This window comes from Pseudomonas sp. QC2, from assembly GCF_002859085.1.
GTDB lineage: Bacteria > Pseudomonadota > Gammaproteobacteria > Pseudomonadales > Pseudomonadaceae > Aquipseudomonas > Aquipseudomonas petroselini.
Genome location: NZ_PKKS01000024.1, coordinates 113,136 through 126,881, shown reverse-complemented (window position 1 = coordinate 126,881; position 13,746 = coordinate 113,136). Strand labels below are relative to the sequence as shown.

Below are 13,746 nucleotides of genomic sequence, written 5' to 3'. Positions count from 1 at the left end.
ATTCCAAAACCACCGAAGATCCATTTTTCAACCGCATTATCAGCTAAAGCACGTAATGCATGATCGCCACAAAGTGCAGCAGGCTCCCGCCAATCACAAACAAATGCCAGATCCCATGGGAATGCCGCAGGCGGTCCTCCAGGGCAAAAAAGATGATGCCGACGGTGTACAACACCCCACCCGATGCGAGCCATACAAACCCCGCCATGCCCAGTGCGGCGATCAGCGGCTTGACCGCCACCAGCACGATCCAACCCATCACCGCGTAGATCACGATCGACAGGATGCGCGCCTCGGAGCGCGGCTTGATCTCCTGCAGGATGCCGATCACCGCCAGCCCCCACACAATCCCGAACAACGTCCAGCCCCATGGCCCGCGTAACGTCACCAGGCAAAACGGCGTGTAACTGCCGGCGATCAACAGGTAGATCGAAAAGTGATCGACCTTCTGCATGATCGCTTTTCGCCGCCCCTGCACGCTGTGGTAAACCGTCGACGCGCTGTACAGCACCATCAGCGTAAAGCCATAAATCGCCACGCTGACGATCTTCCAGGGGCTGCCATCCAGGCTCGCCACCACCAACATCCACACGGCGCCAATACACGCCGCGACTGCACCGAGCAAATGGCTCCAGGCGTTGAACCGTTCCCCGTGATACATCTGTCACTGACCTCCTGTAACCGTTAAACACTGGCTGGCAAGCGTCCAGCCTTGCGCATAAGAGTGCAAGCAGGTTATGACGTTCCGAGGACGCCAGACGGTTTTGCGGGCACAATCGACCGCATTCGAACAAGAGCCCATGGCCATGCTGATCGACGAAGAATTCACCCTCAAGAAACTGGAAATCTTCCTGGCGTTCATGCGCACCGGCAACCTGGCCCGCGCCGCCGCCGAGCTGCAGACCAGCAACGTCAGTGTGCACCGCGCCATCCACTCCCTGGAAAACGCCCTGCGCTGCCCGCTGTTCAAGCACGAGGGGCGCAACCTCACGCCGCTGGAAAGCGCTTACGTATTGGAAGAGCGCGCGCAGAAACTGGTGGCCGACGTGGTCGACAGCGTACGCCTCACCCGTGAAGCCGCCGGGTTCTCCGCCGAGCGCTTCAAACTGGGCTCACTGTATTCGCTGACCGTGAAGACCGTGCCGCAACTGATCATGGGCCTGAAGATCCGCCGCAGCGAACTCAATATCGACCTGATCCTGGGCTCCAACTTCGACCTGCTCTACAAGCTCAAGAACATGGAAGTGGACGCGATCCTCATCTCCCTGGACGAACACGCCAACGACCCCGATTGCGAGCAGATCGCGCTGTTTTCCGACGACATCTTCCTCGCCACCCCGGCCGACTCGCCCTTCGACCGCGAACACGAAATCGACCTCGCCGACGTGCGCGACGCGACCTTCATCACCCTCACCCAAGGCTTCGCCACGCACCAGGATGGCAATCGCGTGTTCAAGCAAGCGGGGTTCGAGCCTAAGGTGGCGATGCAGGTGAATGACATCTTTACGCTGCTGAGCATGGTCAGTTCGGGGGTGGGTTACGCGCTGTTGCCGGGGAGGATTGCGGCGGTGTATGAAAACCGGGTGAAGTTGATACCGCTGCAACCCAGGTATCGGTTGCAGCAGCATATTGGGGTGGTGTTTTTGAAGGCCAAAGAAAGGGATCCAAACCTGCTGGCGTTGCTGGCAGAGTGTCGGATGTATGCCAACCGCCAGGTGCCGGCCTGACACACCGCTATCGGGGGCAAGCCCCCTCCCACACTGGGTACGATTCCAAGCCTACATTTGAAATGCCATCAAATGTGGGAGGGGGCTTGCCCCCGATGGCGCCACGCGAGGCACCGCGAAAGCTAACCGACCAGACCACGCACAATGAAATAGAGCAGCGAAGGCCCAAGCAGGCAGCCCAGCCCGGTGTGGAACGTCGCCGTCAGCGCACCATACGGCACCAACCGCCGATCCGTCGCCGCCAGCCCCGCCGTCACCCCACTCACCGTACCGGCCAAGCCACCAAACACCATCGCCGAACGCGGGTTATCCAACCCCATCCAACGCGCCGCGACCGGCGTGCCGACCATCACCAGAATCGCCTTGATCAACCCGGTGGCAATCGACAGCGCCATCACATCCGAGGTCGCGCCAATGGCCGCACCGGTCACCGGGCCGACGATGTAAGTCACGGCACCCGCGCCGATGGTGGTCATGCTGACGGCATCGCGATAACCGAACACCCAGGCCATGCTCGCGCCGACGATAAACGGCAAGATCGTGCCCAACAGCAGCGCGATCACGCCAATCATTCCGGCCTTGCGGGCTTCGGTGGCTTGCACTTCAAACGCCGTGGCGACGATGGCAAAGTCGCGCAGCATCGCGCCGCCCATCAGGCCGATGCCGGAGAACAGCGCCAGGTCAGCGAGGCCTTTCTGGCCGCCCGTAACGGTGCCGCCGACCCAGGCCAGGACCAGACCGATGACGATGGCAATCGCCGAGCCATGAATGCGCCCAAACGTCAGGCGCTTGGACAGCACCACGGAAATCCACATGACCACGCCAACGAAGGCAAACGCGGTGATCAGGCCGTTATGTTCCAAGCCTTTTTCAATGAGATCCCACATATCAGCGACCTCCCACTGGCGCGATCAGCGGCTCTTCATCGGGTAACGGCTCACCCTTGTGAGTGCGGCTGATCAGGGCGATGGTGCAACCACAGACCACCACCGAACCAATCGCGGCGAGCACCGCCACCGGGCCGCCGTGCAGGGCCGTCACGACGTTTTGTTGCGCGGCCATTGCCACGACCACGGGGATGTACATGGCGCCCCAGAAGCCGACGCCCATTTCGCAATCCTTGGTCATGCCGCCGCGTTTTTGCATCCACAAGCGGGCGCAGATCAGCAGGATCATCGCGATCCCCACCCCGCCCACGTTGGATTTGACGCCCAGCAACACACCGAGCATGTCGCCCATGATCACACCCGCAAGCGTGCAGATCGCCAGCAGTGCCACACCGTAAATAATCATTGTTGTTGTCCTCAAAGTGCTCGATCGAAATTGTTGTTTTTGTGCTTCGAAAGCCTTGGGTGGTGCTTTATCGGTGGCGGCGTTCCTCCTCTTGCAGCAGGGCCTGCAAGGTATCCAGGCGTGCGCCTTCGCAGGCGATCACCGTGCCCTGTTCAAACACCCGGCGTGACAGGCCCGTGAGCACCGCGCCCGGAGGCAGTTCGATTTGCAGGCGCACACCGCGCTCATAGGCGCTTTGCACGGTGCCGCGCCAGTCGACGACGCGGCACATGTTGAAGGCCAGGTCATCGCGCAATTGCTCGGGGTGATGGATCGGCCGCGCGCGGGTACTGCTCAGGTAGGTGATGCGCGGCGCCTTGAGCGGCACGAAGGCGTGCGCCAGGGCCTGGGCAGGCGCTTCCAGCAACGCGCAATGCGACGGCACGCTGACAGCCAGGCGCTTGGCGATGCCGTTGCCTTTGATGCGGTCGGCGACACGCTGCATGGCCGCGTTGCTGCCGGCGATGACGGTCTGGTTGTCGGCATTGATATTGGCCAGGTACACCGGGGTTTCAGCACTGTGTATGTCGGCCAGCACGCTTTCGACGGTGGATAACTCAGGGCCAATCAGAGCGGTCATGCCGTAGCCCTGTGGATAAGCATTTTGCATCAGCTCACCGCGCAGGCTGACGAGTTTGATGGCATCGTTGAAGTCCAAAGCACCGGCGACCACCGCCGCCGGGTAGGCACCGATGGACAGGCCCGCGACGTAATCCGGGGCGTGTTGCAGCAGGCGGGCGTGGGCCACGCCGACGATCAACAGGCAGAGTTGTACCGCGCGGGTATTCGCCAGGGCCTCAGTTGAATCCAATGCACGAACATCTTCACCCAGCGCATCGCTGGCCTGCTCCAACACCTCGGCCGGCAACGCCTGGAGCATGCCCGGCCGTTGGGCGCCCTGCCCCGGGAACACCAGAAGGCTGCTCATGCCACGGCCTGCCAAGGATCAAGCACCAAGTGCGCGCCGCTGGCGGTTTTAAGCAGCACGCGGCGTGAGCCACTCGCCCATTCGCGCAAGGCAACGGCGCCAAATGGAGTCTGCAGTTGCAGGTCCACGGCGCACGCCGCCGTCTCCAGGATCGCCAGCAGGTCGTTTGCATCACCTCGAGCCAAAGGCTCGGGTGTGCGCAGAATTAAATCCAAGTCGCTCTGAGCATGCAGCGCTTCGATCCCGCTGGCCAATTCGAAACCCGCGCTGCCCGTGACGCCCCAGGTCTCCTGCGTCAGCACCCGCCGCAGGGCTGCGAGCGCTCGCAACGCCGGCAAATCCCGTGGCGAGATCACACCGCGCAACGCTTCGGGTATCACGCGCCGCTGCACCGCTGCCATGGGCATCTCGGCGGCGAAACGCTGCTCCCGCAGGCGCCCGCGCACGCCGACCGCCACGTAGCCCGGTGCGGCGATGGCGCGACGCACCACCACCGGGTGTCCGGCGCTGATCGCTTCCACCGCCCAGGCCGGAGCCTCGGCAGGCAGATGCGCCGGGGTCATGCCCCAGAGCAAATCGTGGGCGTTCACCATTGCTCCCGCAGCAACTGGCGTACGTGGCTGGAGGCTGCGCGATGGGTTGCACCGAGGCGCCCGCTCAAGTCGGTGCTGCCGATATCCTTGATTGCATGCACCAGGCAATCGCTGACCCGCGCCACGTCGTCCGCCGTGGGCTGTTCGATCTGGCTGACCGACAAGGTCTCCCAGAGCAAACCGAGGCTGGCATAACTGTCGATGTCATAGGCCATGGGCGGCACGCTGGCGGCCAGGGCTTCCAGTTCTTCAACACTGCGCAACGTCACCCGCGCGGCCGAAGCCTTGCCCATGGCGTGCACCATCACGCCGGGGTCGCGCAAGGCGATCAGGCGGTTGGCCTGGTAGCCGTGGGCGAGGAAGGCGCCGGACATGGCCTTGCCCACCAACAGCGCAATCACCGGGTGCCCGGCGAGGCGAGCGCGGGCGTAGCTATCGGCGGCGGCGGCCAGGGCCTGGTGGATGCCGAGGGCTTCTTCGCGACGGCCATAGGCTTGGCTGGGCACGTCGACGATGGCGATGATCGGGCGTTTGTCGCCTCGGGCGATGGCCTCATCCACCGCGCTGGCCAAGCCCCAGCCTTCGAGCAAGCCGACTTCGCCATTACGCGCACGCGGGAAGCGGTTTTGCGCGTCAGTGACCACGGCAATAAAGCGCACGGCGTGCTCGCCCAACAGGCCGTCGGCCACTTTCAGGGAGTTCGGCAACCCCTCGACAGACGTCGCACCCGCGCTCAGCGCGTCGAACCACTGCAAACCTCTCATGAGCGTTCTCCTTGATACAGCTCGCGCACCGTCGCCGGGTCGATCTGCGCCGTGGCATCCAGTTCGGCCAGGCGCGCCAGGTAGTACGCGGGCTGGCGGCTGCGTTGTTGGGTGGGCAGGCCTTGTTGCAGCAATGCGCTGACGGTCTGTTGAATTTCGGCCACATCGTCCGCCACATAACGGTCGGCCAGGTCACTGTTGAAACGTTGCTCACCGCCCGTAAGGCTCCAGATGAAAGGCCGGTCGCGGGAGTCGTACTCCTCCAGGCCGGCCTCCTGTTCGATGACTTGCGGGCCATTCAGGCCCAGGCGGGCTTCGCGCGTGACCACCAGGTAACTGCACAACCCGGCGGCGATGGACATGCCGCCAAAACAACCGACGCTGCCGGCCACCACGCCGATCACCGGCTGGTACTGGCGCAGGTCGACAATCGCCGCGTGGATATCCGCGATGGCGGCCAGGCCGAGGTTGGCTTCCTGCAGGCGCACGCCACCGGTTTCCAGCAGCAACACCGCGCGAGTCGGGATGCCTTTGCGGTTGTCTTCGGCTGCCAGCTCCAAGGCGCCGGCGATTTTCGCGCCGCCCACTTCGCCAAGGCTGCCGCCCTGGAAGTTGCCTTCGATGGCAGCAATGACCACAGGTTTTCCGTCGATAACGCCCTTGGCAATCACCACGCCGTCATCGGCCTGCGGCACCACGCCTTGGCGGCTGAGCCACGGTGACATGACGCGCTGGAACGGGTCGATCAATTCGCGGTAAGAGCCCGCGTCCAGCAAGGCCTTGGCGCGCTGCCGAGCGCCCAGTTCAACGAAGCTGTGTTTGGCGAGTAAGTCAGTCATGGCCGATCTCCTCGAAACCCTGCTCCAGGCGCAAGCGCACCACGCCGGGGGTGGCGCCGAAGTCGTGGATATCAATGTTCAAGGCCGGTGGGGTTTGCTCTTGGAAGATGCGTTCGAACAGGTGCTGCCAGCGCTGTTCGGCGCCATTCACCGAAGTCTGTACCTGAATGGTCAGGGTGCCAGGCGTGCCCGGTTCCAGCAGCACTTCCAAGTCGCCCGAGCCGACGCAACCCACCAACGCACGGCCTTTTGGCGGCTGCCCGGCGGGGAATTCAAAGGATAAGGTTTCCATCACAACGCTCCGTCGAGGCGGTCGATAAACAGGCAGGCGGCCAACAGGTCGGCGGCGCCGCCCGGGGAGGCATTCAGGGCCAGCAGTTGGAGGTCCAGCGCGTGCAACTGGCGGCGACCGGCCAAGGTTGCGCTGCCGCCGGCATCCAGCACGGCCTGGGCGCCGTATTGCATGGCTTGGAGGCCTTCGGTGCCGGCGCGGTAGAGCACGCAGGTGTCTGCCAGGTCCGTCATGATCGCGAGCAAGGCGTCCAGGCGGGCGTTCTGTTCGCCAGCGTTTTGCTGGCGGCTTCTGTGCAGTTGCGGCAAGCCGCGTTGCACCACCGACGGGAAGCCCAGTTGCGCTTCTTCACGGGCGCCGCGTGCGCCATAACGTTGGGCGACCTGGGCACCGTGGCTCATGGGCTGCGGGGAGTAGCGGTCGTTGAGCAAGGCCAGTTTGGCCGCCGTCAACGTGACGGCGCGTGGTTCCAACGCGGCAGCCGCCGTCAACAAGCCAAGGGCCCAGATCGCGCCGCGATGGGTGTTCACGCCGTGGGTGGTGATGAGCATCGCTTGCTCACCTTCTCGGCCAATACGCCCGAGCGCTTCACGCAGGGGCAAGCCGACTTCACCGTGTTCAATCGCGGCCTCGGCCATTTCCTTGAACATCGGCCACAGCGACAACGCCGAGGCGTGCATCAGGCCCAGGTGCAAATCGCTGTGGGCGCCGTTGCCACGCCGGTCCACCAAGGCGGGTTTGGGCGACAGGTCCGCTTCATCGATCAGTGCATCGACAGCCCTATCCGCCAGGCGATCCGCGAGGCTGAGTTCATGCAGTTTGAGGGCGCGCATTTACCAGCTCCTGAATTTGGCGGGCGGGTTGTACAGGCCACCGGACCATTCCACCAGGTCGGCCACGCTCTTGGCGGCCAACAGCTCGCGGGTGGCGTCGGTGCGGCGGATGCCCAAGTCTTCGGGCAAGGCGATCAGGCCTTCGCGGCGCATGCGCGCGGTGTCTTTAGGGTTGTGGCGCATGCCGATGGCCGTGACGCCTGCGACAGCGGCGATCATCGCCTGGCGCTCTTCGAGGGAGCGCGCCTTGTACAGGTAGGCGATGCCCTCTTCGGTGAGCAAGTGGGTGACGTCATCGCCGTAGATCATGATCGGTGCCAGCGGCATGCCGCTTTTGCGCGCGACTTCGACGGCGTCGAGGGTGTCGACAAAGGTGGGTTTGCCGCCTTCCTGGAAGGTCTCGACCATTTGCACCACGAGTTTTTTACCGCGTTCCAACAAGGCTTCGGGCGCATCGTCGTGGCGCATATCCAGCCAGGCCGGCGTGCCGTGGCGGCGACCGCGTGGGTCATGCCCCATGTTCGGTGCGCCGCCAAAACCGGCGAGTCGGCCACGGGTCACGGTGGAGGAATGGCCGTCGCCGTCGACCTGCAGGGTGGCACCGATAAACAGGTCCACCGCGTATTGACCGGCGAGCTGGCAGAACATCCGGTTGGAGCGCATCGAGCCGTCGCGACCGGTGAAGAACACATCCGGCCTCGCGGCGATGTAGTTCTCCATGCCCAGTTCGGTGCCGAAGCAGTGCACGCTTTGCACCCAGCCGCTTTCAATCGCGGGGATCAACGTGGGGTGCGGGTTGAGGGTCCAATTGCGGCAAATTTTGCCCTTGAGACCGAGGGATTCGCCGTAGGTGGGCAGGATCAGCTCGATGGCGGCGGTGTTGAAGCCGATGCCGTGGTTGAGCGACTGCACATTGTGTTTTTCGTAGATGCCACGGATCGCCATCATCGCCATCAACACATGCACCGGCTTGATGTGGCGTGGGTCGCGGGTGAACAACGGCTCGATGTAGAAAGGCTTGTCAGCCACCACCACGAAATCCACCCAACTGGCGGGGATGTCGACACGGGGCAAATCGGTGACGTCGTCCACCAACTGGTTGACCTGCACGATCACGATGCCATCGCTGAAGGCGGCAGGCTCGATCAGCGCCGGCGTGTCTTCGGTGCTGGCGCCGGTGTAGATATTGCCGGCGCGGTCGGCCATGAAGCCGGCCGAGAGCACCACGTTGGGAATCAGGTCCACCACCAGCCGCGCATAGAGCTCGATGTAGGTGTGGATCGCGCCGATTTCCAGCAGGCCGTCTTCGAGCAACTGGCTGATGCGCAGGGATTGGGTGCCGGCGAAGGAGAAGTCCAGCTTGCGCGCGATGCCTTTTTCAAACAGGTCCAGGTGCTCGGAACGGCCAACACTGGGCATGATCATGTGCAAATCGTGGAGCTTGGCCGGGTCGGCTTTGGCCAAGGAGCGCGAGAGGAAGTCGGCTTGCTTTTGGTTGTTGCCTTCCAGCACGACGCGGTCGCCGGGGAGGATCAGGGCTTCGAGCGCCTCAACGATTTTGTCGCTGGGCAGCACGGCCCCGTCTGCGTACTTTTTGACCAGCCCGAGCCGCCGCTGCTTCTCGTCGCGCCGCCGCGTCCAGCGCGAGTCGGGGGTAATTGTTGTTGTCATGGTCGCTCCACGAGGTTTGCTGTCGTGGGACTACCTTAGGGATGACCAACCGGACGATCAATCACGCTGGTTGAGCAACAGTTACGGTGAGAGTAACGATGCTTACTTTCTTAAACTTCAACGGGAACCCGACCGCCTCAAATATTCACCCATCTAACGGCATGCGAAGAAAGTAGTTATTACTGCACAATCACCTTGTGAGATGTCTTTATGACCCAAACTGCTCGATTGATGGAAACCCGCCCCCCCGAATCGCCTCCGCCCCCCTCACAGCCCGTTACCCCGTCTGCGGCACAGACTATTACCCAACAGCAGCCTGCCCTCGCTTCACCCAGGTCAACCTATTTACCCAACGGCTATCACTTACCCACATCACCGGGCATACCGCCGGTCACGGTGGATCGTCCCAATCTAGCAATACGCCACAATATCAGCGACGAGGAACTTCTCATCCGTCAACATGAAAGTCTGAGTGCCCAGATTCAACGCCTACACAGCCAGCAACCCAGCCTCAAAGCCTTTGTGCAGACGCAACTTGAGCAAGCCTTTCCAGACGTCAGGCCGCTCAATGCCGAAACGACGCAGCACGCCATCACCAAGGACATCGCCACCCAATACCCCAAGAGCCTGCAGGCGTTCTGGACCACGCCCCGTCCGAAGGAGAGAGAACCGCGCACTCTGGAGGCGCCGCAAAACCAGCTACTGACCCTGCACAAGCAACAACTGTCGGTCCTGGCGGCGCTGCGCGTGAGCGACGGCACATTGACCCCGGCCAGCAAACAGCTGATTGATGCCGCGCTGCAACACCCCACGCTGGCCGAACGCGAGCATGCCTTCGCCAACGGCGCCCGACCTGGGGTTTACCCGATCACCGTCGATGACGGCACCGAACGGGGTGCGCTGCTGGCCGGCGCTTTTCTCATCACCAAGACCGATAATTCCTGGGCCACAGAACCCACATGGCCGAACGGCCGCGCGCTCCCGCTCAACGATGCCAATGGCCCCGTGGTGTTGTATACACCCGGTGAAGGTTTCGAGGAGTTCACCACTCCCGCCCAGGCACGTCAGGCATTGGCCGATCGCCTTGAACAAGCGGGTGCCACTGCCGACCGGCTGTTGCAACAGATGCCACTGGCCATGCAAAACCGTGACGCTCCCCCCACCGGGGATGACCTGATGCTCAGCGCTGAACCGCTGACCGGGGATGTCCTGGCCGAAGGGATACCCTGGATGCTCAAGCGTCAGCAAGAGGAAATCCAGGCAAAAGCTGCCCAAGCATTCACGCAATCCGGTGGCAACCCGCTGACAGAGCCGACTGCGTTGGAGGCTCTCGAGGAATCCGCCGACTGGTCGTACTTGCTCGACGGTAGCAATGCGCTGTCAGCACGCGACGCCAAGCTGGCCGATAAGCTGCAACCCCAGTGGCTGAAAAACCTGAGCCCGAAACAAATAGCACTGTTCGACCACCTGGAGCATGCCGAAAAACAAAGCACGCGCACGCTGGCGTCCCTGCTGGAAAAGATCCCTGACCTCGCATCCTTCGCCCGGGACAGGATCACGGCGGCCATCCAAAGGCTATCTCCGCCTGGACGGTTGGATGCAGACCAGTTAAAGGTAACGGTTACAACGAAGACCCGGATTAATCTCAGTCGACCCAGCAGCAATGAAACGCCGTTTATCAAAACCCACAACGTGTCGCTGACAGATCTGGCGCTGAAAAACCCCACCGAGTTCCCAACCGCTGAAAGCAGTCACTTCACCGAAACTACCTTTACGTTGCCGCTCACCGATTCCCAAGGCAAACCTATCCTGGACGTTAGCGGCAAGCAGGTCATCTGGACCACCGAGCAGCTTAAGACGCTGTTCAATACCGCAGATGTCGGTGGCGAATACACCAAGCTGCTCAAGGAAACGCTGGCCACGGATACCGAGTCAGGGCCCGCGAGCGAGATTCGCAAAGCGTGGAAAGCCAACCTGAGCGATAGCCTGGAAAAGGATGCGCTTCTGGCAGAACTCAACCCGGATGTTTACAAGGCAAAAGCAACGCTCGACACCACCACCCAGCGAGGCGCGCAATGGGTTGCCGCCGTGCTGGGCAATCCCGACTCGGCCGACCGGCCTCAGGTCGATGGAAAAACCATCACCGCCAATGCCCTTATCCAGCGCGGGATACCGGTACGGGGGGTGATGGTGATTGGCAATCAGACGGATGACGCGCTGGTCCTGTACACACCGGGTGCGCCCGACGGCATGTCGTTTCGTGAAGTAGCAGACCAGGATTCGCTGAATACCTTGCTGGAGAAAAACGAATGGCGGGTCTACACCGCAAGCAGGAAATCACCCGTCAATAAAGATGACGTGGCCAAAGCCTATGATGCGCTCAAGCAGCAAGCAACCGGCCAGCTGACGAACCCCTTCAAGGCCATTGATTTGCTCGTCAAGGTGCTCAAGCTGACGGGCGCCGGCACGACACTCCAGCCCATAGAAGGTAACGTTCAGGATGAGCTGTACAAACAGCACGTGCAGTTGCTCATCGACAAAGCGGACCACCAATCTGTGAGCAGCGCGGAAGTCGCGGCTCAATCGACAATCAACAAAGTCCTGTTCGGCGTTGAAGTGGGCTTTGCACTGCTTGATCTGTTGCCCGTGGTTGGCAAAGGCCTTTCGGCGGGAGCGCGATTGGCAAAGACTGGCCTGAGGACCCTGCGTGCCAACGGGAAAACGCTGCCGCGGCTGATCAAGGGTCCCGGCCTGGGGCCAGCGGTGTATGCCGATGGTACCGGGGCGCCGACACGTCTCTCGAGTGTTCGCACAGCGCCTTTACGCCCAGCATCCAGCCACACGCCGCCACCCAGACCGCTACGCCCTTCCGTGGTTGACACGCCAGCCCCAAAGCGAGACCTGAGCGCTTTCAGCGTTCCGGACGACGTCATCAAAGGCGTCCCGATGAAGGCGAATGGCACCTATCAGGTTGGCGAAAATTGCTACGTGCGTTATACCGACGCGACTGAGGTCAGCAAGGTGTACCTGATCGATTCAAGCTTTCATGCACGGTCCGGAAGGGTTTCCATCCTGGACCCCAATGAGCCTGCGACGAGATCAACGTTCTTTCGACGAAGGGAGAACCTGGTGCGTGCCACCAACGGTGAATGGCGAGCGAGCAGATTGCCAGCAGGCACCCCAATAAAACGCCCGCTGGAGCCCGCTGTTTCGACTTCAGGACACACGCCAAACGGTCAACCACTCACTAAACGCCCCCGAGTGCCAGAGGCCTTCCCCGGTGAAAAAGCGCAGCTGGAACCGCCTGTCAAAGGCAAAACCGTTTTCTACAAATATGTAGCGAAAGATCGCCATGCCAAGTTCAACGCCGACCGCGCTTTTAGCCCTTCAGATACCAATTTGAAGGGTGACCCCCTTCCCCGAGGAAAAGGCCGGCACTACTTTACGGACCTGGCGCCAGAAGATATGCCCAGCAAACAGCTGTCCGAGACCATCTTCGGGCGGCGTAAATTCGGCAATTGGCAGGATAAAATGACGTATCACTACGAAGTGAATACATCGGGACTGAACCTCATCCAAAGCCCTGACAACCCTCATATCTTTTACCTGGAAACACCGTTTTCCATACCAACGACCTATCGAAGCGGACCGAACGCTGATTTGACCCAGCGCATTATTTCGCATGGGAGAACACCTTTGACAACCTGACCCCGCTTTGCAGGCAGACGCATGGCGGCGGCCAATGAGTCCCAAAAAGGGAACGATAGGTTAATGCCAGTCAGTTAAGACGTAGAAAGGGTAAAAAATAACCTGTGGCGAGGAAGCTTGCTCCCGTTGGGCCGCGAAGCGACCCCAGCTCTTTGTTTCAAAAGACTGGGACTGCTGCGCAGTCCAACGGGAGCAAGCTCCCTCGCCACAGGTACAGTGTTTGCCCTTAACTGACTGGCATTAATCGATAGGTCCCTTTTTTTGGAACGATAAAGTTTTATGCCGCCATGGACGGGGAAATTTGTTCCAGTGTTTGATCCACCAACAGTTGCCCCAACGCTGCCATTTGCTGAATCCCAAGCATGATGGCGCGCTGGGTAGTGTCCAGGTCGAAGGCTAGATTGCAGGTGAGTGCGTTGAGGGAGGACAGGGTTTCGCTGGCGTTGACCAGCAAGGTTTCGGTGTCTTGGTGAGGGTTTACGGTGAAGAGGGGCGGATTGGGGGTAGGTTTGATCATGATTTACAGCTCCGATATGGGATGGAGACTGCCATCTGCCGCTTGCACGCGAACTAAGGTGGCAGCTGTGCGCAGGTGTGCAAGACCGGGCATATCGGACCCCGGCAGACCCCGAGGGATCTCCCACGCACAGCCGCCATAACAAATACAGCAGGCATAAAAACGCCCGTTGAATGGCTATGGGCGCCGGTGCGCCGACATGTAACCGGACTTGCACGTCCGTGTCACCGTTTTTTGCGATGACGGGACGAAGACTAGGCGCGCTGGCTGCACGCGACAAGTTCATGCACGGCCCAAAATCTTGCAGGAAAAATCCGAAGGCCCAGCAACACCCCCCCTGTGGCGAGGGAGCTTGCTCCCGCTGGGCTGCGCAGCAGCCCCAGTACAAACACCGCGTTTCTACAGGCAGAAAGCGGCGGTAGGTTTTGGGGCCGCTTCGCGCCCCAGCGGGAGCAAGCTCCCTCGCCACAAACGAGGTCTGCAGGCAGCGGTTTATGCGGGTTGAGTGAGTATCTGAGATGAGCGCGATCCCGTGTGGGAGC

Annotated in this window: 13 protein-coding genes; 2 read left to right on the top strand and 11 right to left on the bottom strand. The window is 61.5% G+C overall.

From position 1 onward, the window contains the following. Window positions 1-43: 43 nt before the first annotated feature. Window positions 44-661, bottom strand: coding sequence for a hemolysin III family protein (locus QCBJ_RS25680; protein WP_102061871.1), 618 nt, complete (start codon window positions 659-661; stop codon window positions 44-46). 145 nt (window positions 662-806) lie between these two features. Here QCBJ_RS25680 and QCBJ_RS25675 point away from each other — a divergent pair, with 145 nt between their 5' ends. Then, complete coding sequence (locus tag QCBJ_RS25675; RefSeq protein ID WP_015886321.1) at window positions 807-1,727, top strand: LysR substrate-binding domain-containing protein; 921 nt, start codon at window positions 807-809, stop codon at window positions 1,725-1,727. A 122-nt stretch (window positions 1,728-1,849) separates the two neighbouring features. On the opposite strand, the gene madM is transcribed toward QCBJ_RS25675, so the two are convergent. From madM to mdcA, 9 genes are all read right to left on the bottom strand, one after another. After that, complete coding sequence (madM, locus tag QCBJ_RS25670) at window positions 1,850-2,614, bottom strand: malonate transporter subunit MadM (RefSeq protein ID WP_015886322.1); 765 nt, start codon at window positions 2,612-2,614, stop codon at window positions 1,850-1,852. Between the two features lies 1 nt (window position 2,615). Then, window positions 2,616-3,020, bottom strand: coding sequence for a malonate transporter subunit MadL (madL, locus tag QCBJ_RS25665; protein WP_015886323.1), 405 nt, complete (start codon window positions 3,018-3,020; stop codon window positions 2,616-2,618). Between the two features lie 67 nt (window positions 3,021-3,087). Beyond that, window positions 3,088-3,987: a malonate decarboxylase subunit epsilon gene (gene mdcH, locus QCBJ_RS25660; RefSeq protein WP_102061870.1), complete on the bottom strand. Its 900-nt coding sequence runs from the start codon at window positions 3,985-3,987 to the stop codon at window positions 3,088-3,090. Beyond that, the gene (locus tag QCBJ_RS25655) at window positions 3,984-4,580 is read right to left on the bottom strand and encodes a malonate decarboxylase holo-ACP synthase (RefSeq protein WP_093542514.1); all 597 of its coding nucleotides are present in this window, start codon (window positions 4,578-4,580) and stop codon (window positions 3,984-3,986) included. The genes mdcH and QCBJ_RS25655 overlap by 4 nt, the downstream gene beginning before the upstream one ends. Beyond that, complete coding sequence (gene mdcE / locus QCBJ_RS25650) at window positions 4,574-5,344, bottom strand: biotin-independent malonate decarboxylase subunit gamma (protein ID WP_093542516.1); 771 nt, start codon at window positions 5,342-5,344, stop codon at window positions 4,574-4,576. Before mdcE ends, QCBJ_RS25655 begins: the two co-directional genes overlap by 7 nt. Then, the gene (locus tag QCBJ_RS25645) at window positions 5,341-6,183 is read right to left on the bottom strand and encodes a biotin-independent malonate decarboxylase subunit beta (RefSeq protein ID WP_102061869.1); all 843 of its coding nucleotides are present in this window, start codon (window positions 6,181-6,183) and stop codon (window positions 5,341-5,343) included. The genes mdcE and QCBJ_RS25645 overlap by 4 nt, the downstream gene beginning before the upstream one ends. After that, a complete protein-coding gene (locus tag QCBJ_RS25640; RefSeq protein ID WP_015886328.1) occupies window positions 6,176-6,475 on the bottom strand; it encodes a malonate decarboxylase subunit delta in 300 nt (99 codons plus the stop codon). Before QCBJ_RS25640 ends, QCBJ_RS25645 begins: the two co-directional genes overlap by 8 nt. After that, window positions 6,475-7,308, bottom strand: coding sequence for a triphosphoribosyl-dephospho-CoA synthase (locus tag QCBJ_RS25635; RefSeq protein WP_102061868.1), 834 nt, complete (start codon window positions 7,306-7,308; stop codon window positions 6,475-6,477). The genes QCBJ_RS25640 and QCBJ_RS25635 overlap by 1 nt, the downstream gene beginning before the upstream one ends. Then, window positions 7,309-8,979: a malonate decarboxylase subunit alpha gene (gene mdcA, locus QCBJ_RS25630; RefSeq protein WP_102061867.1), complete on the bottom strand. Its 1,671-nt coding sequence runs from the start codon at window positions 8,977-8,979 to the stop codon at window positions 7,309-7,311. Between the two features lie 210 nt (window positions 8,980-9,189). On the opposite strand from mdcA, the gene QCBJ_RS25625 reads away from it, so the two are divergent. Next, entirely contained in the window at window positions 9,190-12,687 is a 3,498-nt protein-coding gene (locus QCBJ_RS25625; protein ID WP_256581566.1) for a dermonecrotic toxin domain-containing protein, read from the top strand. 277 nt (window positions 12,688-12,964) lie between these two features. Here the strand turns inward: QCBJ_RS25625 and QCBJ_RS25620 are convergent, their stop codons facing one another. Next, a complete protein-coding gene (locus tag QCBJ_RS25620) occupies window positions 12,965-13,204 on the bottom strand; it encodes a DUF6124 family protein (RefSeq protein ID WP_102061866.1) in 240 nt (79 codons plus the stop codon). Window positions 13,205-13,746: the final 542 nt, after the last annotated feature.

Coding starts and splice junctions, on each gene's coding strand:
- QCBJ_RS25680 (WP_102061871.1), bottom strand. CDS start 661: ATGTATCACGGGGAACGGTTCAACGCCTGGAGCCATTTGCTCGGTGCA.
- QCBJ_RS25675 (WP_015886321.1), top strand. CDS start 807: ATGCTGATCGACGAAGAATTCACCCTCAAGAAACTGGAAATCTTCCTG.
- madM (WP_015886322.1), bottom strand. CDS start 2,614: ATGTGGGATCTCATTGAAAAAGGCTTGGAACATAACGGCCTGATCACC.
- madL (WP_015886323.1), bottom strand. CDS start 3,020: ATGATTATTTACGGTGTGGCACTGCTGGCGATCTGCACGCTTGCGGGT.
- mdcH (WP_102061870.1), bottom strand. CDS start 3,987: ATGAGCAGCCTTCTGGTGTTCCCGGGGCAGGGCGCCCAACGGCCGGGC.
- QCBJ_RS25655 (WP_093542514.1), bottom strand. CDS start 4,580: ATGGTGAACGCCCACGATTTGCTCTGGGGCATGACCCCGGCGCATCTG.
- mdcE (WP_093542516.1), bottom strand. CDS start 5,344: ATGAGAGGTTTGCAGTGGTTCGACGCGCTGAGCGCGGGTGCGACGTCT.
- QCBJ_RS25645 (WP_102061869.1), bottom strand. CDS start 6,183: ATGACTGACTTACTCGCCAAACACAGCTTCGTTGAACTGGGCGCTCGG.
- QCBJ_RS25640 (WP_015886328.1), bottom strand. CDS start 6,475: ATGGAAACCTTATCCTTTGAATTCCCCGCCGGGCAGCCGCCAAAAGGC.
- QCBJ_RS25635 (WP_102061868.1), bottom strand. CDS start 7,308: ATGCGCGCCCTCAAACTGCATGAACTCAGCCTCGCGGATCGCCTGGCG.
- mdcA (WP_102061867.1), bottom strand. CDS start 8,979: ATGACAACAACAATTACCCCCGACTCGCGCTGGACGCGGCGGCGCGAC.
- QCBJ_RS25625 (WP_256581566.1), top strand. CDS start 9,190: ATGACCCAAACTGCTCGATTGATGGAAACCCGCCCCCCCGAATCGCCT.
- QCBJ_RS25620 (WP_102061866.1), bottom strand. CDS start 13,204: ATGATCAAACCTACCCCCAATCCGCCCCTCTTCACCGTAAACCCTCAC.